Here is a 23,095-nt window from a genome sequence, read left to right as displayed (position 1 = left end):
CTTATGTTGCGCATTTTCGCCGGCAGGCCTGGAGCGAAAAGATTTTCGCCGTATGCGCCCGTGATTGGTGACTGATTTCTCGGAAGCCCGCGTTCTGCCCGCTAGTTTGCGGACAGACAACGCACATGCCTTCCGGAGTAACATCACAATGAAGCGCCTTCTTTTGATCGGTGCCGCGCTCGCGGCCCTGGCGGTCCCGCTTTCGGCAAACGCTGCAGACAAGCTCCTCAACGCCTCCTACGACATCGCCCGCGAGTTGTTTGCCGCGGAGAACGAGGCCTTCGTCAAGCAGCATCCCGGCGTCACCGTCGATCAGTCGCATGGCGGCACCTCGAAGCAGGCGCGCGCGATCGTCGAGGGCCTCGAGGCCGACGTCGTCACCTTCAACCAGGTCACCGACATCGACTTCCTCGTCAAGAACGGCTTTGTCGCCGAGGACTGGCAGAAGAAATTCCCCAACAACGCCTCGCCGTTCTATTCCTTCCCGTCCTTCCTGGTTCGCGCCGGCAACCCGAAGAACATCAAGGACTGGGATGACCTCGCCCGCGACGACGTAAAGGTGATCTTCCCCAACCCGAAGACCTCTGGAAACGCCCGCTACACCTATCTCGCCGCCACCGCCTATGCCAATGAGAAGTTCGGCGGCGACGAGGCAAAGGTGAAGGAATTCGTCACCAAGATCTTCGACAACGTCCCGGTCTTCGACACCGGCGGACGCGCCGCCACCACCACTTTCGTCGAGCGCGAGATCGGTGACGTCATCATCACCTTCGAGGCCGAGACGAAGGCGATCGCCAAGCAGTACGGCACCGACAATTTCCAGCAGGTGGTTCCCTCCGTCAGCCTGCTCGCCGAGTTCCCCGTCGCCATCGTCGACAAGGTCGCCGAGAAGCACGGCACGCAGGAACTGGCAAAGAACTATCTCGACTTCCTCTATGCGCCGGAAGGACAGAAGATCGCCGCGGAATTTGGCCACCGCGTCCTGGACGAAAAGGTCGCAGCCGAGTTCAAGGACCAGTTTCCGGAGATCCGCCTCGTGAAGGTAGAAGACGTCTTCGGCGGCTGGCCGGAGGTTTCCAAGGAGCATTTCTCCGAAGGCGGAATCCTCGACAGCATCTACGGCAACCGATAAACACCACATCAATGTCGATCCGGGCCGGCGGGCGCAAACCCGCCGGTCCTTCGTTTGCGAAAGGACGATGATAGTGAAACGGCGCGTTCTGCCCGGCCTGCCACTCTCGCTGGGAATCACGCTTGTCTATGCGGCGATCATCATCGTCCTGCCGCTGATAGCGCTCGTCTTCAAGGCCGCCAGCCTCGGCCCCGCGGACTACTGGCGCATCATTTCGTCGGACCGGGCCGTGGCCAGCTATGTCGTGACGATCTCCTGCGCTTTCGTCGCAACCCTCTTCAACCTCGTCTTTGGCCTGGCGCTCGCCTGGGTGCTGGTGCGCTACCGCTTCCCCGGCCGTCGCATCGTCGACGCGCTGGTCGACCTGCCCTTCGCCCTGCCGACCGCCGTCGCCGGCATATCGCTGACCACGCTTTTCGCCGTGAACGGCTGGTTCGGCGGTCCGCTGTCCGCGCTCGGCATCAAGGTCGCCTATACGCCGCTCGGCATCATGATCGCCATGGCGTTCACCAGCCTTCCCTTCGTCGTCCGCACCGTCCAGCCCGTTCTGGAGGAGCTTGACCCGACACTAGAGGAGGCCGCGCAGACGCTGGGCGGCAGCGATCTCTCGATCTTCGCCCGCGTCGTCCTGCCGCTTCTGACGCCTGCCCTTCTCGCCGGCGTGTCGCTCTCCTTCGCCCGCAGCCTCGGCGAGTTCGGCGCCATCATCTTCATCGCCGGCAACCAGCCGTTCGAGACGGAGATCACCGCGCTTCTGGCCTTCATCCGGCTGGAAGAATACGACTATCCGGCCTCAGCCGCGATCGCTTCCGTCATGCTGATCGCAGCCTTCGTCATGCTGGCCGTGACGAACCTGCTGCAGGCGCGCGCCCTTCGCTATACCGTGAGAAACTGACCTGATGGCAAAGCATCTCTCCGGCCGCCGTCCGCCGCGTATCGGCGATGCCCCGAAATTCCGCCGCGCGCTCATCGGCATCGTCCTGTTCTTCGTGGCGGTCGTCGTCATCGCCCCGCTGGCGGTGATCGCGTCCCATGCCTTCTCCAAGGGCCTTCCCTATTTTACCGCCGCGATCGCCGAACCGGATACGCGGCACGCGATCATGCTGACCGTCCTGACCGCCCTGATCGCCGTTCCGATCAACACCGCCTTTGGAATTGCCGCCGCATGGGCGATCACCAAGCACGATTTCCCCGGCCGGCGGTTGCTGCTGATCGTCATCGAAATCCCCTTCTCGATCTCGCCGATCGTGGCCGGCGTCTCCTATCTCTTCGTCTATGGCCTGCAGGGCCTTTTCGGCCCGGTACTGGAAGCGGCCGAGCTGAAGATCATGTTTGCGCTGCCAGGAATCGTGCTTGCCAGCATGTTCGTCACCGCCCCCTTCGTCGCGCGCGAGCTGATCCCGCTGATGCAGGCGCAGGGACGCGACCTTGAGGAAGCGGCGACCTCGCTCGGCGCAAGCGGCTGGCGCACCTTCTTCACGGTGACGCTGCCAAACATCAAATGGGCACTGCTCTACGGCGTCGTGCTCTGCAATTCCCGCGTGATGGGCGAGTTCGGCGCCGTATCGGTGGTTTCGGGCAACATCCGCGGCCAGACGAACACGCTGCCGCTGCATATCGAACTTCTCTATCATGACTACGATGCCGTCGGCGCCTTCGCCGCGGCCTCGATCCTCGCCACGCTCGCCGTCATCACGCTTGTGGTGAAGGTGGCCCTGGAGCGGCAGGGTGCGGGTCGCCGCAGCCGCCCGGCTTCCCTTGCCGGCAACGATAGCCTTTCGGAGGTCAAGCCTTGAAAATCCGCCTCGACAACGTCGTCAAGACCTTCGACACCTTCCGCGCCGTCCACGGCGTTTCACTCGATATCGAGAGCGGCGAACTCCTCGCCCTGCTCGGCCCGTCCGGCTCGGGCAAGACGACGATCCTGCGCATGGTCGCCGGCCTCGAATATGCCGACGGCGGCCACATCTACTTCGGGACCGAGGACGCGACTGACATTCCCGTGCGCGATCGTGGCGTCGGCTTTGTGTTTCAGCATTACGCGCTGTTCCCGCATATGACCGTTTCGGAAAACATCGCCTTCGGCATGAAGGTGTCGAAGGTGAAGCGCTCGCCCGAGGCCATCCGCGAACGGGTCGAGGAGCTTCTGGCGCTCGTGCAGCTTTCCGGTCTCGGCGAGCGTTTCCCAGGCCAGATCTCCGGCGGCCAGCGCCAGCGCGTCGCACTCGCCCGCGCCCTTGCCGTCGATCCGCGCGTGCTGCTGCTCGACGAGCCCTTCGGCGCGCTCGATGCCAACGTCCGCCGCGACCTTCGCCGCTGGCTGCGCAGGATCCACGATGAACTCGGGATCACCACGCTCTTCGTCACCCACGACCAGGAAGAAGCGCTCGACCTGGCCGACCGCGTCGTCATTCTCGACAAGGGGATGATCGTCCAGCAGGGCACCCCCGAAGAGGTCTGCCGGCATCCGGAAAACGCCTTCGTCATGCGTTTTCTGGGGGACGCTAACAGCCTGCCGGCTACCGTGCGCGACGGCATGGCCTATGTGCAGGACGTGGCCTATGACGCTGCGGGTCTGGCGGACGGCACTGCGGAAGTGCTGTTCCGCCCCGCCGACGTGGCCTGGCGCGAGGACGGCCAGGGCGTGCCGGCACATATCGTCCGCGTTCTGGACAGGCCGGATTCGCGCCGGGTGCTGGCCAAGACCACCGGCGGCCAGTCGGTCGAGTTCGACACCGCGCCGGAATTTCCGCACCGCAAGGGCGAGGCTGGCTTCATCGACGTCCGCCGGCCGCGCATCTACAAGAACGGCTGATTGCCGCCCATCAGACGTCAGGCGTCAGGCATCCGGGGCCGCAGCAACGGCGGCCCTGATCAACGCCTTGGCATCGTCGCTGTCCCAGGCGGCGGGACCGTTCATCGCGGAAACGAGGCATCCCTTCTCATCCATCAACAACGTCACCGGCAGACCGAAGGCAAGCCCTTCCTTCTTCAGCGCATTGAAGACGCCCATCGAGCTGTCGCGATAAAAGCCGAGGTCGTGGACCCCTGTTTCGTCGAGAAAGGCCTTCGGCTTCTCGTCGGTCCCGGTGTCGATGTTGATCGCCACCACCTCGAAGCGATCGCTGCCGAGCTCCTTCTGCAGCGCGTTCAGCGCCGGCATCTCCTCGCGACATGGCACGCACCAGGTCGCCCACAGATTGACCAGCAGCGTCTTGCCGGCGAAGTCTGCGATCGTCCGCTTCTGCCCGTCGGGACCGTCGAAGGCGAGTGCCGGCAGCGGGCGCGGTTCGTCCACGGCCATCATCGCGGCGACCTGTCCGGCAAACAGCGGCGTCAGTGCCGCAGCCTTGTCCCTCGCCAGGGGGCACTGCTGGCCGCCGGCTGCGGCCGTCGCATCCTGCCCGGCATTGCCAGACCCGCTCTCCATCACGTATACCGCTGCCGCACCGGCGAGGATTCCGGCAAGTGCGGCAACCGCGATCAGTTTTCTGACCGGACGGCCCGGCCTCTTCTCGACTGTCATTTCATTCTCCAGGATAGGCAATCCCATGGCTGACGAAAAATCTGAGACCCAGTCCTCGAACCAGATGTGGGGTGGCCGTTTCGCTTCGGGCCCGGATGCGATCATGGAGGAGATAAATGCCTCGATCGGCTTCGACAAGAAGCTGTATGCCCAGGACATCCGCGGCTCGATCGCCCATGCGACCATGCTGGCCCATAAAGGCATCATTTCCGCCGATGACAAGGACAAGATCGTCGCAGGGCTGCAGCAGATCCTGGCGGAGATCGAAAGCGGCGTGTTCGAATTCTCCCGCAAGCTGGAAGACATCCACATGAACGTCGAGGCGCGGCTTGCGGCCCTGATCGGCCCCGCCGCCGGCCGGCTGCACACTGCCCGCTCGCGCAACGACCAGGTGGCGCTCGATTTCCGCCTCTGGGTGAAGGAGGAACTACAGAAGACGGAGAAGATGCTGTCGGCGCTGATCGCCGCCTTCCTCGACCGCGCCGAAGAGCACGCCGATACCGTCATGCCCGGCTTCACCCATCTCCAGACCGCCCAACCGGTGACCTTCGGCCATCACTGCATGGCCTATGTGGAGATGTTCGGGCGCGACCGGGCCCGTGTGCGCCACGCCATCGAACACCTGGACGAAAGCCCGATCGGCGCAGCAGCGCTCGCCGGCACCGGCTTCCCGATCGATCGCCACATGACCGCCCAGGCGCTCGGTTTCCGCGAGCCCACCCGCAACTCGATCGACACCGTGTCAGACCGCGACTTCGCGCTGGAATTCCTCTCCATCGCCGCGATCGCCGCCACGCACCTGTCGCGGCTTGCCGAGGAGATCGTCATCTGGTCGACGCCGCAGTTCGGCTTCATCCGCCTTTCGGACGCGTTCTCGACCGGCTCCTCGATCATGCCGCAGAAGAAGAACCCGGACGCAGCCGAGCTCGTGCGCGCCAAGACCGGCCGCATCAACGGTTCGCTGGTCGCTCTGCTGACGGTGATGAAAGGCCTGCCGCTCGCCTATTCCAAGGACATGCAGGAGGACAAGGAGCAGGTCTTCGATGCCGCAGAGAACCTGGAGCTTGCGATCGCCGCCATGACCGGCATGGTTCGCGACATGACGGTCCGCACCGACCGGATGAAGGCAGCAGCCGGTTCGGGTTACTCGACGGCGACCGATCTGGCCGACTGGCTGGTGCGCGAGGCCGGCCTTCCCTTCCGCGACGCTCACCATGTTACCGGCCGCGCAGTGGCGCTGGCCGAGCAGAAGGGGTGCGAGCTATCCGCGCTCGCGCTCGACGAGCTGCAGGCGATCAATCCCGCAATCACCGAAAAGGTCTATGACGTGCTGACCGTCGAGGCGTCTGTCGCAAGCCGCACCTCGTTCGGCGGAACCGCGCCGGCGAACGTCCGCCAGCAGATCGCCTGGTGGCGCGGGCGCAACTGAACGGGCGACGGATCGCCCCTTGTGTGATTCATCAGAAGAATCAGGGTGCACAAACGCATCCCGCTTCTGCTAAGTGTTGCACACCCAATCGAGACCGCTTTCGGAGCCGCGAACCGCATGACACTCAAGACCACTGCCAGGCTGGCCTTCGTCCTTGTTCTTTCGGCGACGGTGATTTCGGCCTGCGGCCGCAAGGGTGATCTCGAAGTACCCGGCGCGGCATCCAGCAAGCCGGCCGAAAAGGGCAAGAAACAGCAGGTCGAGGACAGACCCTTCCTGCTCGACCCGCTTCTCTGACGGAACAGACACGTGAACCATTTCGAATATCGCGACGGCGTTCTCCATGCGGAGGACGTGCCCGTTCCGGAAATCGCCAAGGCGGTCGGCACGCCCTTCTATTGCTATTCGACCGCGACGCTGGAGCGCCATTTCAAGGTGTTTTCCAAGGCGTTCGACGGCGTGGATGCGCTGGTCTGCTACGCCGTGAAGGCCAATTCCAACCAGGCGGTGCTGAAGACGCTTGCGCGCCTCGGCGCCGGTATGGACGTGGTTTCCGAAGGCGAGCTGCGACGCGCGCTCGCAGCAGGCGTACCCGCCGAGCGCATCATGTTTTCCGGCGTCGGCAAGACGCCGCGGGAAATGGATCTTGCGCTGGAAGCCGGCATCTACTGCTTCAACGTGGAATCGGAATCGGAACTGGAGGTTCTCAACGCCCGCGCTGTGAAGGCAGGCAAGAAGGCCCATGTCTCCTTCCGCATCAATCCCGATGTCGATGCGCGCACCCACGCCAAAATTTCGACCGGCAAGAAGGAAAACAAGTTCGGCATCACCTGGGAACGGGCGCGTGCCGTCTATGCCCGCGCCGCCGAATTGCCGGGCATCAAGGTGACCGGTATCGACATGCACATCGGCAGCCAGATCACCGAATTGCAGCCCTTCGAGGATGCCTTCCGGCTTCTGCGGGAACTGGTGCAGACGTTGCGCGCCGACGGTCACACTATCGACCACGTCGACGTCGGCGGCGGTCTTGGCATTCCCTACAGGAGCGACAATTCGCCCCCGCCACTCCCCGATGCCTATGCGCAGATCGTCAAGAACGAGCTCCAGGGCCTGGATTGCAGGATCGTCACCGAACCGGGACGCCTGATCGTCGGCAATGCCGGCATTCTTGTGACCGAGGTCATCTACGTGAAGGATGGCGGCGAGAAGACCTTCGTCATCGTCGACGGCGCGATGAACGACTTGATCCGGCCGACGCTCTATGAGGCCTGGCACGAGATCCGCCCTGTCGTGATTTCCGCCGCAAACGCGCCGCGCGTCCGCGCCGACGTCGTCGGCCCTGTGTGCGAGACCGGCGACTATCTCGCGCTCGACCGCGAGATGGCCATGCCCAAGCCGGGCGAACTCATCGCGGTCGGTTCGGCCGGCGCCTACGGTGCGGTCCAGGCCGGCACCTACAATTCGCGTCTGCTGGTGCCCGAGGTCCTGGTCAAGGGTGGCGAATTCCACGTCATCCGGCCACGCCGGACCTACGAGGAGCTGATCAGCCTCGATTCGGTACCGGACTGGCTCAGCTGAAACGGCTAACCGGCCGGGCGACCGCTCGAGCCGGGCGGTCGCATAGCCTGCGTCTCCGCAAAGTGATCACGATTTCGCGCGCGCCCTCGCCTTCGCCACAAAGGATGTTATCCTTGGCGCTCAATGGCCGCGTAGCGTGCCGACTGCAAGCCTGCGCGAATCGAGGATGAATGCACGAAGACGCCGAAAACGCCTCCGGCATGGATCGTAGCGACAGCCTCGCGGCACGCCTTCGCCGCAAGCGTGCACTGGCGCGCGCAGTCTTGTTCGCCGAACGCCTCCTGCCGAAACTGCTGCCGGTGGCCCTGCTCGTCGCGACCTTCCTTGCGCTGACGTGGTTCGGCTATTTCCGCTACGTGCCTGCGTGGCTTCATCTTGCGACGCTCGGCGGCTTTGCGCTCGCGTTTGTCGTGCTGGCCGCCCGGCTTCGGCACGCCGTCTGGCCGCAGGCCGAGCAGGCGGACCGGATGCTGGAGCAGCGCAACGGCCTCTCCCATCAGGCGATCCAGGTGCAGACGGATCGTCCCGCCGGCGGCGGGCCGGTCGCAGACGCGCTTTGGCGCGAGCACCGGGCCCGCATGGCCCGGACGATCGGTTTGCTCCAGCCAGGCCTGCCGCGCCCCGATATTGCACGCTTCGACCGGTACGGTCTGCGCGCGATCCCGGTCCTGCTGGTCGTCATCGCGTTCGCGTTCTCCTATTCCAACCGTGCCGGCCTTCTGATCGACGCCCTCCACCTGCACCAGCCGGCAGCCGACAGGCCGGACGTCCGTATCGACGCCTGGGTCACTCCGCCGGCCCATACCGGCCGTGCGCCGATGTTCCTGACCGGCACCGCGGAACCGGCGGAAGGACAGTTGAGGGTACCGCAGTTCAGCGAATTGACCGTGCGGGTCACCGGTGGCAACCTTACAGGCGACGTCACCTATCGACCGGACGGCGAAGAGGCGGCCATCATCCGCCCCGAGCAGCCTAAAACCGATGACGACAAGCCCGAGGCGGGTGACGGGACCGAAACCGCCGCCCCCGCAAACGCCGAACCGCAGCAGGCTGCGGACAACCAGCCCAAGACGCTGCGCTACAAGATCCTCAAGAACGGCACCCTTTCGCTCGATGGTCGGGAATGGGCCTTCAGCGTTATCCCCGATCACGTCCCTGAGATCGCCTTTGACGGCGTGCCCCGCAGGACCGTCGCCGCGGCCCTCGAGATCAGCTTCATCGCCAGGGACGATTACGGCATTCAGGAGGCGCATGCGGAGATCCTGCCGGTGGACGAGCCGGCGAAAGACGCACGCCCCCTCTATCCGCCGCCGGAATATCGTCTCGACCTTCCTCGCCGCAATGGCCGCGAAGCGAAGGGCACGACGAGCCGCAACCTCAGTGAGCACCCGCTGGCCGGCAAGCGAGTCCGCATCACGCTCGTGGCACGCGATGCCGCTGGACAGGAAGGCCGCAGCCAGCCGCAGGAGATGGTTCTGCCGGCCAGGGCCTTCTTCGAGCCGCTCGCCGCCGCCGTCGCCGAACAGCGCCAGACCTTTGCGCTCGATGCCAACCAGCTTCCGCGGGCGATTGCGCTCAACGAGGCGCTGATGATGCGGCCGGAAGAGACGATCCCCGACCCGATCCATTTCCTCCTGATCAAGTCGGCACAGGAACGTATGCGGCTTGCCCGCAACGACGATCAGCTGCGCGAGACCGCCGACTATCTCTGGGAAATCGCCCTCGGGATCGAGGACGGCAACCTCTCCCTCGCCGACCGCCGCCTGCGCGAGGCGCAGCAGGCGCTCTCCGAAGCGCTGGACCGCAACGCCTCCGACGAGGAAATCGCCAAGCTGATGCAGGAACTGCGTGAGGCCATGCAGGCCTACATGCAGGAACTGGCCCGCCAGGCGCAGAAGAACGGCCAGATGCAGCAGAGCGCGCAGCAGGGCCAGATCCTGCGCCAGCAGGATCTGGAACGCATGATGGACCAGATCGAGAACCTCGCACGCTCAGGCGCCAAGGATCAGGCCCAGCAGATGCTCTCCGAAATGCAGCGCATGCTCAACAACCTGCAGGCTGGACGGCGCCCGCAGCAGCAGGGCCAGCAGTCGGATGCCATGCGCCAGCAGATGGACAAGCTCGGCAAGCTGATGCAGGAACAGCAGAAGCTGATGGACCAGACGTTCAACTTTGATCAGGCGCTGCGCGACCGCATGCAGCGTGGCGACCCGTTGCCGGGCGAAGAGGAGATGTTCGGCGATCCCGGCGACGAGGGCCAGCAGCGACAGCAGGGCCAGCAGGAGCAGTCTCCGACCGACCAGATGACGGAAGAGCAGCTGCGTCAGGCGTTGAAGGATTTGAAGGCCCAGCAGGAGGCGCTTTCCAAACAGCTCGGCGAGCTGCAGAAGGGCCTGAAGGAAATGGGCATCGAGCCCGGCGAGGGCTTCGGCCAGGCCGGTCGCGAGATGGACGGCGCTTCGCAGTCGCTCGGCAAAGGCCAGGGCGAGGCCGCCGTCGGCAGCCAGGGACGGGCGCTTGAAGCGCTGCGTCAGGGCGCCCAGGACATGATGAACCAGATGCAGGCGATGGGGCAGGCCGGCGAAGGCCAGGGCCAGCCGCAAATGGGACGCAACGGCCGCGATCCCCTCGGGCGCGAGCGTCCCGACACCGCCGAAGGCCCCGATTACGACGGACGCACCCGCGTTCCGGAAGAGATCGACATTCAGCGCGCCAGGGAAATCCTGGAAGAGATCCGCCGCCGCCTCGGCACCGGCAGCGCGCCCGTCATCGAGCGCAACTACCTGGAACGCCTGCTCGGAATCGAATGACGCTATCAGATCGATCCCGATGCAGGCGCCTTTCCTCCGGCTCCACGATTGGATGCCGCCGATCGGCAAGTCGCAGGCCATTTTCTCGGCACATCTCCCTCACATGAAAGGACCACAGATGAAGGGTGGCATCTGGCTCAACGAGCCCGAGACATGGAGCGAGCACGACGGCGTTATCGAAGTGACGACGGATCGCGGAAGCGATTTCTGGCGTGAGACGCACTACGGCTTCACGCGCGACAGTGGGCATTTTCTCGGCTTTCGAACGGGCAGCGCCTTCACGGCGCAGGTGCGCGTGAAAGCGGGATACGATGCGCTCTATGATCAGGCAGGCATCATGGTTCGAGTGGACGAGGCGCACTGGGTCAAGGCGGGCGTCGAGCTGTCGGACGGACGGGCAATGCTCAGCAGCGTCCTGACCGATGGGCAATCCGACTGGGCAACGGCTGCCTGCCCCTTCGACCCGTCGGATTTTCGAATTCGGGCAACGGTGTCGGGGGGCGTATTGCGCCTCCAGGTCTCGGCCGATGGCAAGCAATGGCCGCTCGTCCGCCTGGCCCCGTTTCCGGTCGCAGCATCCTACCTCGTGGGCCCGATGTGCTGCACGCCGGAGCGCGCCGGGCTCAGGGTCGAATTTTCCGAGTTCAGCCTGTCGCCTCCGCTCGGGAAGGACCTGCACGACCTCAGTTGAGCTTAAGCAGCCAACGCGCGGGCGACGGCGGTGCGGATATCAGGCAGGCTGAATGGTTTCGCGACCACATCGACGATCTTTTCGGCAAGATCCTCTGCGCGCTCGCGCTGCTCGGCATACCCGGTCATCAGCAGGATCTTGAGGTCCGGATGCGCCTGTGCGGCGCGATGGGCAAGCTCGATGCCGTCCATGACCGGCATGCGGATGTCGGACAGAAGCAGGTCGAACCGGCTCTCCGCCAGCGTCTCCAGGCCCTGCGCGCCGTCGGCCGCCTCGACCGTCTCGTGCCCGTCGAGCCGCAGCGCGCGCGCAACGAAGATACGAAGCGAATCCTCGTCTTCCGTGATCAGAATTCTTGCCATGGTGTTCCCTTCGAGCCGTCCATCCGGCCCTGTCCTTCGGGCGCAAGACGCGCCGCCGTTAGCGCTGCCCCGTGCCAGAAAAGACCAGAGTTTCGTTTGCGATCGGTAAACAGCGGAAAGGGAAATCGAGGGGCCGGCTACTCGGCGTCGCCCGTCACCACGCCGACGAAGGGCAGTTCGCGGAAGGCATAGGCCACGTCCATCCCGTATCCGACGACGAAATGATCCGGACACTCGAAGCCCACATAGTCCGCCTCGAGGTCCGTCTGACGCTTGACGCGCTTGTCGAGAAGGACGGCAATCGTCACGTGATTGGCGCCACGTTCGAGCAGAAGTTCCTTGGCGAACTGCAGGGTACGACCGGATTCCAGAATATCATCGATCAGCAGGATGTCGCGGCCATGGACGTCGCTGTCGATGTCCTTGACGATCTTGACGGTCTGCGACGTCGTTCCCTTGCCGTAGCTGGAAAGCGTGATGAACTCGACCTCCGGCGCAAGCCCGGTCGCGTGCATGGCGCGAATCAGGTCGGCCGCGAAGATGAAGGAGCCCTTGAGGATCGAGATCACCAGCAAGTCCTTCGTCGGACCCGACTTGATCTGCGCGGCCATCTCCGAATTCCGCCGGGCGATTTCCTCGGCGCTATAGAGCGTTTCGATTTTCTTCCCGCGCACTACCTGCATCGCGATCTGGCTCCCACGGCGTTTCGTCTTGCGGCGTCTGCCGCTCGCTGCCGCATAGCACAATCACCGTTGCAACGCATCCTCGGACGCGAGCGAAACCGCGACTTTCGGCAGTCCTGCGCCCGTATGTGGTATTTTCAGCGCGAATGGGCGGCTCGCTCCGGCGGGCATGCTGCCGTCCGTCAATTCAATCCGGTGCCGCGCAGCCCCCCTGCCGCCGCCGACGACGTCCACGAGGATCGACGGGACGGCACGCTCCTCGCGCGACCGGTTTTCCAGCGTTCCGTAGATGGAAAGAACCTTCATTCCGTCCCGGTCGTCAAGCGAATAGGTCACGCCGCCAACCTGCAGCCGGCCGGGCTCGCCTCCGGCGGAAAAGACGGTTGCAAGGGCCGAAAGCCCTCCCGCGAAAAAAAAGGAGCCGGCGACGCTGCCAGCCACGATGGTCCCGAATGCGCGCGCCGGCAGGATCTGTAGAGCCTGCTCCACAAGCCGCACCGCCCGCACCAGCCCCCTCACCGTCATTCCTGCGCCAGAAGAAGCGAAAGTCCGCAGTCCCGAGGTACCCGGCAGACCATTATCGTTGCGTGCAATGCCTCGCGGTGCTGCCGGAGAATCCGTTACGACGACAAAATCGGCGTCGACGATCTCGGCCATTTTTCGGCGCGGAACGGGGCTTCTCCGTTGCCGGCCGGGCTCCGGCGGCAGGAGATCGAACGGGACGCTTCTCTCGCGCCTTGCGCCGAATGCTGTCATGGCGGTGCTCCTGTCGTGCTCGTCCGACGAGTTTCACCCGCTAAAAGTCGGGCATTGAATCGATTGCTTACCAAACGTAAACCATACTGGTTAATGCTTCGGAAACCGGCCTTGGATGGGCCTTGATTCCGTGCCATCGGCAAGATGCGAATGGCGCGTCACGCGCGCGAAGACGAAAACCGGATTGTCCCTTTGATACACTTCGAGAATGTCGGCCTGAGATACGGGATGGGTCCGGAAGTGCTCCGCGACCTCACCTTCGACATTCCGCGTCGTTCCTTCCAGTTCCTGACGGGGCCCTCGGGGGCGGGAAAATCGACGCTGCTGAAGCTCCTGTTCCTGTCGTTGCAGCCAACGCGCGGCCTCGTGCGCACCTTCGATCGCGACATCGCCACGATCCCGCGCGACGAGCTGCCGATGCTGCGGCGGCGGATCGGCATCGTTTTCCAGGACTTCCGCCTGCTGGACCATCTGACGACCTATGAGAACGTCGCCCTGCCCTTGCGCGTGCGTGGCAAGGAAGAGGCGAGCTACCGCGCCGACGTGCTCGATCTTTTGAAATGGGTAGGCCTCGGCGAGCGGATCAACGTCCTGCCTCCGGTACTTTCCGGCGGAGAGAAACAGCGTGCGGCCATCGCCCGCGCCCTGATCGACCGCCCGGAACTGCTGCTCGCCGACGAACCGACCGGCAACGTCGATCCGCCGATGGCGCGCCGCTTGCTGAGCCTGTTCATGGAACTGAACCGCCTCGGAACCGCCGTCGTCATCGCTACCCACGACCTGTCGCTGATGGATCAGGTGGATGCGCGGCGCATGATCCTCTCGCAAGGGCGGCTCGACATCTATGAGTGAGGCAGCCACACGCCCGCAGCCGCAGGAGGGCAACCAGAAGCGCCCGGAGATGCGCGTCCGCCCGACTGCCCCCATCGTGCCGCCGGCGAACGTCTCTGGCAACGCACTGATGTTCGTGATCGCCATCATGGCTTTTCTGGCCTGCCTGACATACGGGGCCGTGAGCATGGTGCGGGCAACCGCGGCCAGCTGGCAAAGCCAGATCTCCCGCGAGATTACCATCCAGATCAAGCCGGACGACGGGCTGGACATGGAGGCGGCGCTGCGTGACGCCCGCGATCTGGCACTCACCTTCACCGGCACGAAGGACGGCACGATCGTCGACCGCGCCGCAACCGCCAGGCTGCTCGAGCCCTGGCTCGGCGAGGGTCTCGACCTGGACGAACTGCCGGTGCCGCGGCTCGTCATCATCACCATCGACGAGCAGAACCCGCCCGATTTCGGCGCGATGCGACAGGCGCTGACGGAAACCATTCCGCAGGCCTTTCTCGACGATCACAGGACCTGGGTGAACAGGCTGGTCACCATGGCGAGAACGACGGCCTGGATCGGCATGGGCGTTTTGATTCTCGTCTTCTCCGCCATGGTCCTGACGGTCGTCTTCGCCACCCGCGGTGCTTTGTCCGGCAACCGCCACATCATCGAGGTGCTGCATTTCGTTGGTGCTGAAGCGGGGTTCGTCGCCTCCGAATTCCAGAAGCATTTCCTGAAGATCAGCCTGAAAGGCTCCTTTGCGGGCGGCGCGCTGGCGGCAATCGTCTTCGCCATCGCCGGATACTGGCAGAACCGAACGCTGGCCACGCCGGAAAGCGACCAGGCCACCGCCCTGTTCGGAAACTTCTCCGTGGGGGTGAGCGGCTATCTCGGCATTGCCGCAACGATGATCGTCATCGCGTTGCTCACGACGCTGACGGCGCGCTTCACCGTGATGCGCACGATCTTCGAGATCGACCGCATCCGCTCCGACCCCGCGCGCACCGACGACCTGCCTGACACATGACCAGGACCGGCCATCGCATGTCTACGGACTCGTCCTTGCCGCAATCCCGGGTTAAATAGAAGAATCATGGCTACCATGGACGAAACGAGACACCTGACGCAGAAGGACGGGCAACCGGCGCGCAAGCGCTGGCGAATTCGCCCTATACGTCGGTTTGTCCGCGTTTTCCTGGCATTCCTGCTCGTCTTCTGCGGCAGCATGCTCGGGGGGTTCCTGTATTTTGCAGAAACGATCGCCGCCATGGAAACCCCGAGAAATCCCCGCGCGGATGCGATCGTGGTCCTGACGGGCGGCTTCCAGCGCATCGATCAGGCGATCGGTCTACTGAAGCAGGGCGCAGGCAAGCGTCTGCTGATCTCAGGCGCCAATCCAAGCACGTCCGGCACGCAGATCCGCAAGTTCACCCAGAGCTCGACCAGCCTGTTCGATTGCTGCGTCGATATCGGCTACGACGCGATGGACACGATCGGCAACGCCAACGAGACGGCGCAGTGGATCAGCGACCATGGCTATCGATCCGTTCTGGTGGTGACCAACAACTACCACATGCCGCGCAGCCTTCTGGAACTTCGGCGCAGCGATGCCGAGACGGAATTCGTCTCCTACCCGGTGATCAATTCCGACCTGAGGAACGGCAGCTGGCTCGGCGAGCCGCACGTGATGAAGGCGATGCTTTCAGAGTATGTGAAGTACTCCGCCGCGCTGGTGCGCGACATGATCGGCGCCGGCACGGCGAGCGGCCTGCGCCGCGACGCCCAGACCCACGCAGCGCTTGTGGAAGAGAACTGAGCAGCCCGGTTTCCGACGCGAAAAATATCGTGTAGTCAGGCGTGTCTTCCTCAGAGAGCTCTTGCCTGATGATCGTTCTGCGCTCCATCCTTTTCAACATCGCCTTCTATCTCAATCTGATTGCGCAGATGATCGTGTTGACGCCGGTCTATTTTCTGCTTCCGCGCAAGAAGGCCTATGTCATCGCCAAGAACTGGGCGCGCAGCAATCACTGGCTCTTCGCCAAGATCGTCGGCGCCACCTTCGAAATCGAGGGCCTGGAGAACATTCCAAAGGACCAGGGCTACATATTCGCGCCGAAGCACCAGTCGTTCTGGGACGCCTATGCGCTTTTGCCCTGGCAGGACGACCCCTTCTACATTCTCAAGCGCGAGCTGACGTGGATCCCCTTGTTTGGCTGGTATCTTATCAAGCAGCGCATGGTGCCGGTTGATCGCGGCGCGCGCGGCAAGGCGATGGCGGCGGTGATGGAGCGGGCCAAAGCCGAGATGAGAAGCGGCCGCCAGCTCATCATCTATCCGGAAGGCACGCGCCGCCCGCCGGGCGCGCCGCCGGAATACAAATACGGTATCGCCCGCCTCTACCGCGACCTGCAGGTGCCCGTCCTGCCGGTCGTCATGCATCCCGGCCTGTTCTGGCCGCGACGCAAGTTCCTCCGCTATCCTGGCCACTTCAAGGTCCGCATCCTGCCGCCCGTGCCCGCCGGGATGGATCCGGACGCGTTCCTGGCCCACCTGATCGACGTGATGGAGACGGCGAGCGACAAGCTGCTTCTGGAAACCGTGGAGGCAAATCCGAACCTGCCGCTGCCGCCCACGGCAGCCGCCCGGGTGGCAGAACTGCGCGCACGTCATGCCTGATGGGTCCCCACGCCTGGCAGGTCGGTGAGCCTGACGCGCCTCAGCCGCCGTTCATGAGGCGTTCGACCGAGCGTCCGACCTCTTCCAGCCAATGGTCGCGGATGCCCATCTCGCGCAGGTGGGCAAGCGTATTGGCAACGTATTCGGCATTCGGGCCGGACTTGCCACGCGCAGTGCTGACGGTCGCCGCGGCGTCTTCCACCGTCAACGCCCCCGCATACTGGTGGTGCGCCCGATCGATCACGTAGGCGAGCGCCGGCTTGCGGACGCCGCCTGCGAGTGTGACGGGGAGCGTGCGTTCCTTGTAGACGTGCGTGACGAGTTCGCGCTCACGCAGATAGTCGAGGACCGCATGCCATCGCTGCGGCGCCACGCGAAAGGCCATGCCGCGGCAAGATCCGCCACGATCCAGGCCGAGGACCAGCCCCGGCTCCTCCGGCGTTCCCCTGTGAACCCAGGAGCGCACGCAAAGCGAGCGTCGAAAGCCGTGCAGGCGGGCGGGCTGGCTATCCTCGATCTCGAACCCCGGATTCCACATCAGCGAGCCATAGCCGAAAACCCAAAATTCTTCCGTATCCACCGCGCCTTACCGTTTCCACCTGAATGCCGCCGCAATTGCCGGCTCTCTGCCGGCATCGGTGCAATCTAAGGCGGATCCCGAAAACTGCGAAGCGGTTTTCGGTCAGGATTCGCGATAAAACAAACCGCTGGAACTGCGAATCGCCATGGTCGTTTCGCGTCCCGGTCCATTTCCTTTCGTCCTACGGAGTGCAAGCATGACATCGACGAACGGGGCCACGACATCGCGCATTGCCCGTAGGTTCTGGCTTCTCGGCCTGGGCATCGTCCTGTTCGTCGCAGCGTACACCGCAGCCTGGTTCTACGGCGCCAACCGGCTCGGCAACTATGTCAGAACCCAGATGTCCGAAGCCGACGTCTCGCTGGCCTGCTCCGGGCTGGACGTTAAGGGATACCCCTTCCGCATCGGCGTCTTTTGCGATGCGATCGGCGTCGACGACAAGCGGACCGGCACGTCCGCAAGCTTCGGCGCCCTGCGCTCCGCAGCCCAGGTCTACCGTCCGGGCCATGCCGTCCTCGAAATAGACGGCCCCGCGCAGATTCGCGTCTCGCCGGATCTCGCGCTGACAGCGGACTGGGATCTCCTGCACGCCAGCGCGGTCGCCGGGACCGGCGGCCTCGAACGCACTTCGATCGCCCATGACGGGATCAAAGGGACGTTCACCGCGGGCAGGACCGACGTCAACCTCGCCTTTTCCGCCCGCCACGGCGAGGTCCATGCTCGCAGGAATGACGAAGCGCTCGACATCGCGCTATCGGCCGACGGGCTGAACCTGAATGTGTCCGACACGACCATGCCGCAGGTGGACGTGGTTCTCGATGCGACGATCGAAAACGCCGCCGACTGGCTGAACGACGGGCCGCCGACGACTGCCCCGCACGGCACGAAGGGAGAGCTTCGCAATTTCAGCCTCGCCTTCGTCAACGGCAGCAATGCGGCGCTTTCCGGACCCTATGAAGTCGATGACAAGGGGCGGCTGTCGGGCAATTTCCAGGTTCAGTTGAAGGGTATCGACACAGTCCGCGATGCCGTCGCCGAGGCTTTTCCCGAGATTGCTGAGACCGCCTCGAGTGTTGCAAGCACCATCCGCAGCCTTTCCGGCGGCAAGGACGAGGCGAGCGTCAGGCTCCGGGTCAGGGACGGCGTCGTCTATCTCGGAATCATTCCGCTCGCCGCGATCCCGCCGCTTTGATAGCGGCTACTTTTCCGGTGTGGCATCCGGGCGGCCGAAGTTGGCCGCCGCCGTGTCCTGCCCCGCGTCGATGATAGACCGGCGGATGGCGCGCGTGCGTGTGAAGAGATCGAAAAGTTTCTCGCCGTCGCCCCAGCGGATCGCGCGCTGCAGATAGGCCAGATCCTCGGAGAACCGCGCCAGCATCTCAAGAATGGCATCCTTGTTGTGCAGGCAAACGTCGCGCCACATCGTCGGATCGGACGCAGCCAGACGGGTGAAGTCGCGGAAGCCCGAGGCGGAATACTTGATTACCTCGGATTCGGTTACCGTCTCCAGGTCGTCCGCCGTGCCCACGATGTTGTAGGCAATGATGTGCGGCAGGTGGGACACGATCGCCAGCACCTTGTCGTGGTGCTCGGTATCCATCTCGTCGACCTTCGAACCGAGCGCTTCCCAAAAGGTGGCGAGACGTCGCTTGGCGGCCTTGTCGGTACCGTGCACCGGCGTCAGGATGCACCAGCGCCCGCGGAAAAGCTCCGCAAAACCGGCATCGGGACCGGAATGCTCGGTACCGGCGAGCGGATGGCCCGGAATGAAGTGGACGCCCTTCGGGATATGCGGCAGCATCTGCGCGACCACGGACGCCTTGGTGGAGCCGACATCCGTGACGATGGCGCCGGGCTTGAGATTGGGCGCGATCTGCTGGGCGACGCTGCCCGACGCACCGACCGGAACCGAGACGATGACGAGATCGGCGTCGCGCACCGCTTCCGCCGCATCCAGGTGGTATTCGGTACCGAGCTCCAGTTCACGCGCTCGCTCGAGCGTCTCTTCGCTGCGCGTTGCGATCGCCACCGACGAGGCAAGGCCCTGCGCCTTCACCGCCCGTGCGAGGGACGAGCCGATGAGGCCGATACCGATCAGCGCAATCTTGTCAAACTGTTGATCCGCCATGCCTGCCGCCCTTTTTCCGGATAGGAGCCCGCCTGCGTCGAGGCGGATGGTGGAGCAGCCATTACCGGCGCGGCGGAGGATTGTCGAGGGGCCTGCGCGGCAAGGACGACCGCGTCGACGGCACACCCGATGGCGCAAGGACGGGAACGAAGACGCGCCGCGAAGCGCGGGCGGCCACCGGCAGCCCCTGGTAGAGCCGCTTCTGCGCCTCGACGATGAGGACGCCGGAAAACATCGGCCAGAGCCATCGCCCCAGCCGCTCGAAGGCGCCGCGCAGCTTCTGGATGCTGCGGTGCTTGGACGGCGGGAAGAACAGGGCCTCGGCGCTGGCACCCGGCGTGAAGTTGGTCTCGCGCAAAAGATGCGTCAGCTGCCCGCGCGAATAAGGACGGCCCGAGCCGAAGGGGGTGTGTTCCATCCGCGCCCAGACGCCGCGACGGTTCGGCACGACGATGACCAGCCGGCCACCGGGAGCCAGCACCCGCCAGAGTTCCTTCATCGTCTCACGCGGGTTTTCCGCAAATTCCAGCGAGTGCACCATCAGGATGCGGTCGATGGACGCGTCAGGCAGCGGCAGTTCCTCGTCGAAGACCAGCGCGGTGGCGGATGCCTCGCCTACCGGCCAGTTCACTGCCCCCTGCCCCGCCGGCATGAAAGCGAAGGTTCGCTCCGTGTCACCGCGAAACCGATCGAGATACGGCACCGCATAGCCGAGCCCCACCAGCCGTTCTTCCGGCAGGCGCGCCCAGATCGAACCTAGCGACATCGTGATCGAATGCTCCGCGAGGTGCCCGAGGGGAGAGTGGTAAAATTCGCGGAGATCGACAATATCTGCATGCATTTGCGAGATGTTAGCGACGGGACGATGGACTTCAAGGCCCATCCCGCTAGATTCCGCGTTTGCGCGCAACGGGAAAGGAACAATGCCCATGGCATCGCTCGAAATCGAACTCTTTGGCTGCCGCACCGACAATTTCGGCGTGCTTCTGCACGATGCAGCCAGCGGCGCCACGGCCAGCATCGACGCGCCTGAGGAAAAGCCGATCCTCGATGCGCTGGCCCGGCGCGGCTGGAAGCTCACGCACATTCTGACCACGCATCATCATCAGGACCATGTCGAGGCGAACGAGGCGCTGAAGGCGCAATTCGGCGCCGTGATCATGGGTCCGGCACGGGAAAAGGACAAGATTCCCGGGATCGACAAGGCGGTGGACGATGGCGACCGCTTCGACTTCGCCGGCAGGCCCGTCGAGGTCATCTGGACACCCGGCCACACCGCAGGCCACGTCTGCTACCACCTGCCGGACGACGGACTGCTTTTTGCCGCCGACACGCTGTTCGCACTCGGCTGCGGCCGCCTTTTCGAGGGAACCCCCGTGCAGATGTGGCAGTCGCTGTCCCGCCTTGCAGCGCTTCCCGATGATACGACCGTGTATTTCGGCCACGAATACACCCTGTCCAACGCCCGCTTCGCGCTTTCGGTCGATCCCGACAACGTCGCGCTGAAGGAGCGCGCCACGGAGATCGAGCGCATCCGCGCCGCCGGCCGCTTCACGGCACCGACGACGATCGGGCTGGAAAAGCGGACGAACCCGTTCCTGCGCGCCGCCGATCCGGGCATTCGCAAGGTCCTTGACATGCCGGACGCCTCCGACAGCGAGGTCTTTGCCGAAATACGCCGCCGCAAGGACCGCTTCTGATGACCCCGACGCAGATCATCGCCACCCTCGGCATGGAGCGCCACCCGGAGGGCGGCTGGTACGTCCAGACCTTTCGCGACACCGACGGCGGCGCGCGCGGTCACTCCACCGCCATCTACTATCTGCTCGAAAAGGGCGAACGCTCGCACTGGCACCGCGTGCGGGATGCCGCAGAGATCTGGCACTACTATGCCGGCGGCCCCCTGCGGCTGTCGATCTGCGGCGACGGCCAGACCAGCACCAGTCAGGTGCTGGGGCCCCACCTCGCCAATGGGGAGCGGCCCCAGGTCATCGTGCCCGCCGGATGGTGGCAGTCGGCAGAACCATTGGGCGAATGGACGCTGGTCGGCTGCACTGTAGCACCCGGCTTTTCCTTCGACGCTTTCGAGATGGCGCCGCCCGGCTGGCGGCCGGGCGCTAACTAGCTAGCTGGAGTCTGTCAGGGAAGGAAAACGAAAACCAAGATGGCCGGAGCCTGTGTGATTCAGAGCCTGTGTGATTCAGAATGAACCGGGCAGGCCCTAGACAGGGTCAGCAGTAGCCACAGGCTTCGCGCGGAAAATCATGTCCTTGGCCGCCAGAACCGCGCCGCCGGTGACGAGCACGCAGGCAATCGCGATCCGCCAGGACGGCTCCGCGTATCCCATCAGGATGAGGTTCAGCGTCGAAAGCAGGGGGGCGGCATAACTTGCGGCGCCAAGGATCTGGATATCGCCGTTCTTCACGCCAAAATCCCACGCATAGAACGCCGCCCCGACCGGCAACAGGCCGAGACCTGCGACGGCGAACCATTCGAAGCCCGTCTCCGGCCAGACCGTCGTCTCCAGGCCGAGATGGCACAGTAACGAAAGGACCGAGGTTGCAAGGCAGAAGCCGGTGACGACATCGGTCGACGCCGCTTCGAAACGGCGGGTCAGAAGCGAATAGCCCGCCCAGGTGAAGGCGCAGAGGAAGGCGGCGGCATAGCCGATCGTATAGGCGCCATCAAAGGACAGGCCGTTGCGGGCGACGATCAGGAAGGTTCCCGCCAGGCCCGCGAGCGCACCCGAAATATGGTACCAACGCAGCTTTTCACCCGGCAAGGTCGCCGAGCCGACGACGATCAGCAGCGGCCAGAGGTAGGCGATAAGCCCCGCCTCTACGGCGGGCGCGTTGCGCAGAGCGGTGAAGTAAAGGAAATGATAGCCGAAGAGCCCGGCAATCCCGACGACCCAGACCTTCGCCGGCTGGCGCAGAAGCGCCATTCGTTTCGGCCGCAGCGCAAGCACGACAAGGCCGGGCAGGCTGCCGATCAGAAAGCAGATCGCGGAAAGCTGGAAAGGCGGCATCTTGCCGGACGCTGTGGTGAAAAGCGCCAGTAGCGACCACATCAGGATCGCGGAAAAACCAATAAGCGTCGCTTTCAATTTCACGTGCAAGGGCCCCGCATGCGCTATTTCGACGGCTCAGCCGCCGAAGCGGGTAGCCGAAACGGTGACCGGACCGAGCGAAGTCGGAATCCGGACGAAGACCGGGGCATATACATCGACGGGATCGGCCTTTGCAAACCAGATCTCCATCGTCGTCAGCTTGCGCAGGTACTCGACGTCACGGCGTCCCTTGCGATAGCCGGCCTTCGGCACGAACCGCACGCCGCAGACCTTCACTTCGCCATCGAAGCCCTTGGTGGAGAACGGGCGCGTGCCCTTGTCCACCAGCCTGATGTCCATCCGCGATTCCCCGTCGAAGATCGGCAGCGTTTTGGAGCAGACGTTCTTCGTCGCGGGAATGATCAGCCCCGAGATCGGGTCGACCACCGAGCGCATGTCGCCGGCGCGCACCGGCACCCAGTTTTCCGGCGACCGCCGGCGCTCGGGCCGGATGGAAGCGCTGGCAACATTGCCGTTGCGGAAGGTGACGTCGATGGCACGGGCACGCTTGCCGCTGCGATAGGACATGGAATATCGGTTGGCGCGCAGCTTGCCGTCCGAGACCGTGCCGGAAACCGACGTCCGTCCGTGCGTGCTGGAGAGGATGTCGGCGAGACCGGAGGAATCCATGCGGCCCGAGATCGTGTAACGCCTGCCGTCGAATTCGGAACGGAAGCTCGCAGTCGCGACCGGGAAGCCGGCGAGACGGATGCTGTAGTCGGTGACGTGCTCGACCTCCGTCGCGCCAGCGACGCTTGCCGTCACCGCCGCGATGGTACCTGCCGCGATCCAAGCCCTCAAGCCCATCTT

25 protein-coding genes are annotated in these 23,095 nt (G+C 64.3%); 16 read left to right on the top strand and 9 right to left on the bottom strand.

The genetic code is table 11. The features are described 5' to 3' along the window. The first annotated feature begins 148 nt into the window (after positions 1–148). The 4 genes from cysP to CRO48_RS18330 all read left to right on the top strand — a co-directional run bounded on the left by cysP (position 149) and on the right by CRO48_RS18330 (position 3,947). Positions 149–1,132 (top strand): thiosulfate ABC transporter substrate-binding protein CysP, encoded by a 984-nt coding sequence (gene cysP / locus CRO48_RS18345; RefSeq protein ID WP_097141310.1) that lies wholly within the window; start codon positions 149–151, stop codon positions 1,130–1,132. 67 nt (positions 1,133–1,199) lie between these two features. Beyond that, positions 1,200–2,027 (top strand): sulfate ABC transporter permease subunit CysT, encoded by an 828-nt coding sequence (gene cysT, locus CRO48_RS18340; protein ID WP_097141309.1) that lies wholly within the window; start codon positions 1,200–1,202, stop codon positions 2,025–2,027. A 4-nt stretch (positions 2,028–2,031) separates the two neighbouring features. After that, a complete protein-coding gene (gene cysW / locus CRO48_RS18335) occupies positions 2,032–2,928 on the top strand; it encodes a sulfate ABC transporter permease subunit CysW (protein ID WP_097141308.1) in 897 nt (298 codons plus the stop codon). Next, the gene (locus CRO48_RS18330) at positions 2,925–3,947 is read left to right on the top strand and encodes a sulfate/molybdate ABC transporter ATP-binding protein (RefSeq protein ID WP_097141307.1); all 1,023 of its coding nucleotides are present in this window, start codon (positions 2,925–2,927) and stop codon (positions 3,945–3,947) included. Before cysW ends, CRO48_RS18330 begins: the two co-directional genes overlap by 4 nt. 24 nt (positions 3,948–3,971) lie before the next feature. Here the strand turns inward: CRO48_RS18330 and tlpA are convergent, their stop codons facing one another. Beyond that, entirely contained in the window at positions 3,972–4,658 is a 687-nt protein-coding gene (gene tlpA / locus CRO48_RS18325; RefSeq protein WP_245423565.1) for a thiol:disulfide interchange protein TlpA, read from the bottom strand. Between the two features lie 25 nt (positions 4,659–4,683). On the opposite strand from tlpA, the gene argH reads away from it, so the two are divergent. The 5 genes from argH to CRO48_RS18300 all read left to right on the top strand — a co-directional run bounded on the left by argH (position 4,684) and on the right by CRO48_RS18300 (position 11,166). After that, positions 4,684–6,087, top strand: a complete 1,404-nt coding sequence (argH, locus tag CRO48_RS18320) for an argininosuccinate lyase (RefSeq protein ID WP_097141305.1) — start codon at positions 4,684–4,686, stop codon at positions 6,085–6,087. Positions 6,088–6,204: 117 nt separating this feature from the next. Then, positions 6,205–6,384 (top strand): LPS translocon maturation chaperone LptM, encoded by a 180-nt coding sequence (gene lptM, locus CRO48_RS18315; RefSeq protein ID WP_097141304.1) that lies wholly within the window; start codon positions 6,205–6,207, stop codon positions 6,382–6,384. A 12-nt stretch (positions 6,385–6,396) separates the two neighbouring features. Beyond that, positions 6,397–7,665, top strand: a complete 1,269-nt coding sequence (gene lysA / locus CRO48_RS18310) for a diaminopimelate decarboxylase (RefSeq protein WP_097141303.1) — start codon at positions 6,397–6,399, stop codon at positions 7,663–7,665. 170 nt (positions 7,666–7,835) lie between these two features. Further along, positions 7,836–10,475 carry a TIGR02302 family protein gene (locus CRO48_RS18305; RefSeq protein WP_407071938.1) on the top strand — a complete coding sequence of 880 codons (2,640 nt, stop codon included), beginning with the start codon at positions 7,836–7,838 and terminating at the stop codon, positions 10,473–10,475. 118 nt (positions 10,476–10,593) lie between these two features. After that, positions 10,594–11,166: a DUF1349 domain-containing protein gene (locus CRO48_RS18300; RefSeq protein WP_210201999.1), complete on the top strand. Its 573-nt coding sequence runs from the start codon at positions 10,594–10,596 to the stop codon at positions 11,164–11,166. 2 nt (positions 11,167–11,168) lie between these two features. On the opposite strand, the gene CRO48_RS18295 is transcribed toward CRO48_RS18300, so the two are convergent. The 3 genes from CRO48_RS18295 to CRO48_RS18285 form a co-directional block, all read right to left on the bottom strand. After that, on the bottom strand, positions 11,169–11,528 hold the full coding sequence (locus CRO48_RS18295; protein WP_097141301.1) for a response regulator: 360 nt from the start codon (positions 11,526–11,528) through the stop codon (positions 11,169–11,171). Positions 11,529–11,665: 137 nt separating this feature from the next. Beyond that, positions 11,666–12,211, bottom strand: coding sequence for a hypoxanthine phosphoribosyltransferase (gene hpt, locus CRO48_RS18290; protein WP_097141355.1), 546 nt, complete (start codon positions 12,209–12,211; stop codon positions 11,666–11,668). A 63-nt stretch (positions 12,212–12,274) separates the two neighbouring features. After that, positions 12,275–12,967 carry a hypothetical protein gene (locus CRO48_RS18285; protein ID WP_141402071.1) on the bottom strand — a complete coding sequence of 231 codons (693 nt, stop codon included), beginning with the start codon at positions 12,965–12,967 and terminating at the stop codon, positions 12,275–12,277. A 192-nt stretch (positions 12,968–13,159) separates the two neighbouring features. On the opposite strand from CRO48_RS18285, the gene ftsE reads away from it, so the two are divergent. The 4 genes from ftsE to CRO48_RS18265 all read left to right on the top strand — a co-directional run bounded on the left by ftsE (position 13,160) and on the right by CRO48_RS18265 (position 16,468). After that, positions 13,160–13,819 carry a cell division ATP-binding protein FtsE gene (gene ftsE / locus CRO48_RS18280; protein ID WP_176526802.1) on the top strand — a complete coding sequence of 220 codons (660 nt, stop codon included), beginning with the start codon at positions 13,160–13,162 and terminating at the stop codon, positions 13,817–13,819. Next, positions 13,812–14,819, top strand: coding sequence for a cell division protein FtsX (locus CRO48_RS18275; protein ID WP_097141298.1), 1,008 nt, complete (start codon positions 13,812–13,814; stop codon positions 14,817–14,819). The genes ftsE and CRO48_RS18275 overlap by 8 nt, the downstream gene beginning before the upstream one ends. Positions 14,820–14,894: 75 nt before the next feature. Next, positions 14,895–15,608, top strand: a complete 714-nt coding sequence (locus tag CRO48_RS18270; protein WP_097141297.1) for a YdcF family protein — start codon at positions 14,895–14,897, stop codon at positions 15,606–15,608. Positions 15,609–15,676: 68 nt separating this feature from the next. Further along, a complete protein-coding gene (locus tag CRO48_RS18265; protein ID WP_097141296.1) occupies positions 15,677–16,468 on the top strand; it encodes a lysophospholipid acyltransferase family protein in 792 nt (263 codons plus the stop codon). A 40-nt stretch (positions 16,469–16,508) separates the two neighbouring features. On the opposite strand, the gene CRO48_RS18260 is transcribed toward CRO48_RS18265, so the two are convergent. Then, positions 16,509–17,048: a gamma-glutamylcyclotransferase gene (locus tag CRO48_RS18260; protein ID WP_280952676.1), complete on the bottom strand. Its 540-nt coding sequence runs from the start codon at positions 17,046–17,048 to the stop codon at positions 16,509–16,511. Between the two features lie 196 nt (positions 17,049–17,244). Here CRO48_RS18260 and CRO48_RS18255 point away from each other — a divergent pair, with 196 nt between their 5' ends. Beyond that, a complete protein-coding gene (locus tag CRO48_RS18255) occupies positions 17,245–18,240 on the top strand; it encodes a DUF2125 domain-containing protein (protein ID WP_176526800.1) in 996 nt (331 codons plus the stop codon). 6 nt (positions 18,241–18,246) lie between these two features. Here CRO48_RS18255 and CRO48_RS18250 read toward each other — a convergent pair whose 3' ends face one another. Both CRO48_RS18250 and CRO48_RS18245 read right to left on the bottom strand, forming a co-directional pair. Continuing rightward, positions 18,247–19,176, bottom strand: a complete 930-nt coding sequence (locus CRO48_RS18250; protein WP_097141294.1) for a prephenate/arogenate dehydrogenase family protein — start codon at positions 19,174–19,176, stop codon at positions 18,247–18,249. Between the two features lie 61 nt (positions 19,177–19,237). Further along, positions 19,238–20,017 carry a class I SAM-dependent methyltransferase gene (locus tag CRO48_RS18245; RefSeq protein ID WP_097141293.1) on the bottom strand — a complete coding sequence of 260 codons (780 nt, stop codon included), beginning with the start codon at positions 20,015–20,017 and terminating at the stop codon, positions 19,238–19,240. A gap of 88 nt (positions 20,018–20,105) precedes the next feature. On the opposite strand from CRO48_RS18245, the gene gloB reads away from it, so the two are divergent. Continuing rightward, on the top strand, positions 20,106–20,876 hold the full coding sequence (gene gloB / locus CRO48_RS18240) for a hydroxyacylglutathione hydrolase (RefSeq protein WP_097141353.1): 771 nt from the start codon (positions 20,106–20,108) through the stop codon (positions 20,874–20,876). Beyond that, the gene (locus CRO48_RS18235; RefSeq protein WP_097141292.1) at positions 20,876–21,301 is read left to right on the top strand and encodes a cupin domain-containing protein; all 426 of its coding nucleotides are present in this window, start codon (positions 20,876–20,878) and stop codon (positions 21,299–21,301) included. The genes gloB and CRO48_RS18235 overlap by 1 nt, the downstream gene beginning before the upstream one ends. Positions 21,302–21,397: 96 nt before the next feature. Here CRO48_RS18235 and yddG read toward each other — a convergent pair whose 3' ends face one another. Continuing rightward, positions 21,398–22,288: an aromatic amino acid exporter YddG gene (gene yddG, locus CRO48_RS18230; RefSeq protein WP_097141291.1), complete on the bottom strand. Its 891-nt coding sequence runs from the start codon at positions 22,286–22,288 to the stop codon at positions 21,398–21,400. 33 nt (positions 22,289–22,321) lie between these two features. Next, positions 22,322–23,092, bottom strand: a complete 771-nt coding sequence (locus CRO48_RS18225) for a DUF3108 domain-containing protein (protein WP_097141290.1) — start codon at positions 23,090–23,092, stop codon at positions 22,322–22,324. Positions 23,093–23,095 lie beyond the last annotated feature (3 nt).

It is taken from the genome of Rhizobium subbaraonis (assembly GCF_900220975.1).
Lineage (GTDB): Bacteria > Pseudomonadota > Alphaproteobacteria > Rhizobiales > Rhizobiaceae > Mycoplana > Mycoplana subbaraonis.
This window is presented reverse-complemented; position numbering and strand designations above follow the sequence as displayed.

Excerpts from the sequence above, each read along its gene's own strand:
- cysP (WP_097141310.1), top strand. The coding sequence starts at position 149 with ATGAAGCGCCTTCTTTTGATCGGTGCCGCGCTCGCGGCCCTGGCGGTC.
- cysT (WP_097141309.1), top strand. The coding sequence starts at position 1,200 with ATGATAGTGAAACGGCGCGTTCTGCCCGGCCTGCCACTCTCGCTGGGA.
- cysW (WP_097141308.1), top strand. The coding sequence starts at position 2,032 with ATGGCAAAGCATCTCTCCGGCCGCCGTCCGCCGCGTATCGGCGATGCC.
- tlpA (WP_245423565.1), bottom strand. The coding sequence starts at position 4,658 with ATGACAGTCGAGAAGAGGCCGGGCCGTCCGGTCAGAAAACTGATCGCG.
- argH (WP_097141305.1), top strand. The coding sequence starts at position 4,684 with ATGGCTGACGAAAAATCTGAGACCCAGTCCTCGAACCAGATGTGGGGT.
- lptM (WP_097141304.1), top strand. The coding sequence starts at position 6,205 with ATGACACTCAAGACCACTGCCAGGCTGGCCTTCGTCCTTGTTCTTTCG.
- CRO48_RS18305 (WP_407071938.1), top strand. The coding sequence starts at position 7,836 with ATGCACGAAGACGCCGAAAACGCCTCCGGCATGGATCGTAGCGACAGC.
- CRO48_RS18300 (WP_210201999.1), top strand. The coding sequence starts at position 10,594 with ATGAAGGGTGGCATCTGGCTCAACGAGCCCGAGACATGGAGCGAGCAC.
- CRO48_RS18295 (WP_097141301.1), bottom strand. The coding sequence starts at position 11,528 with ATGGCAAGAATTCTGATCACGGAAGACGAGGATTCGCTTCGTATCTTC.
- hpt (WP_097141355.1), bottom strand. The coding sequence starts at position 12,211 with ATGCAGGTAGTGCGCGGGAAGAAAATCGAAACGCTCTATAGCGCCGAG.
- CRO48_RS18285 (WP_141402071.1), bottom strand. The coding sequence starts at position 12,967 with ATGACAGCATTCGGCGCAAGGCGCGAGAGAAGCGTCCCGTTCGATCTC.
- CRO48_RS18275 (WP_097141298.1), top strand. The coding sequence starts at position 13,812 with ATGAGTGAGGCAGCCACACGCCCGCAGCCGCAGGAGGGCAACCAGAAG.
- CRO48_RS18270 (WP_097141297.1), top strand. The coding sequence starts at position 14,895 with ATGGACGAAACGAGACACCTGACGCAGAAGGACGGGCAACCGGCGCGC.
- CRO48_RS18265 (WP_097141296.1), top strand. The coding sequence starts at position 15,677 with ATGATCGTTCTGCGCTCCATCCTTTTCAACATCGCCTTCTATCTCAAT.
- CRO48_RS18255 (WP_176526800.1), top strand. The coding sequence starts at position 17,245 with ATGACATCGACGAACGGGGCCACGACATCGCGCATTGCCCGTAGGTTC.
- CRO48_RS18250 (WP_097141294.1), bottom strand. The coding sequence starts at position 19,176 with ATGGCGGATCAACAGTTTGACAAGATTGCGCTGATCGGTATCGGCCTC.
- CRO48_RS18245 (WP_097141293.1), bottom strand. The coding sequence starts at position 20,017 with ATGCATGCAGATATTGTCGATCTCCGCGAATTTTACCACTCTCCCCTC.
- gloB (WP_097141353.1), top strand. The coding sequence starts at position 20,106 with ATGGCATCGCTCGAAATCGAACTCTTTGGCTGCCGCACCGACAATTTC.
- CRO48_RS18235 (WP_097141292.1), top strand. The coding sequence starts at position 20,876 with ATGACCCCGACGCAGATCATCGCCACCCTCGGCATGGAGCGCCACCCG.
- CRO48_RS18225 (WP_097141290.1), bottom strand. The coding sequence starts at position 23,092 with ATGGGCTTGAGGGCTTGGATCGCGGCAGGTACCATCGCGGCGGTGACG.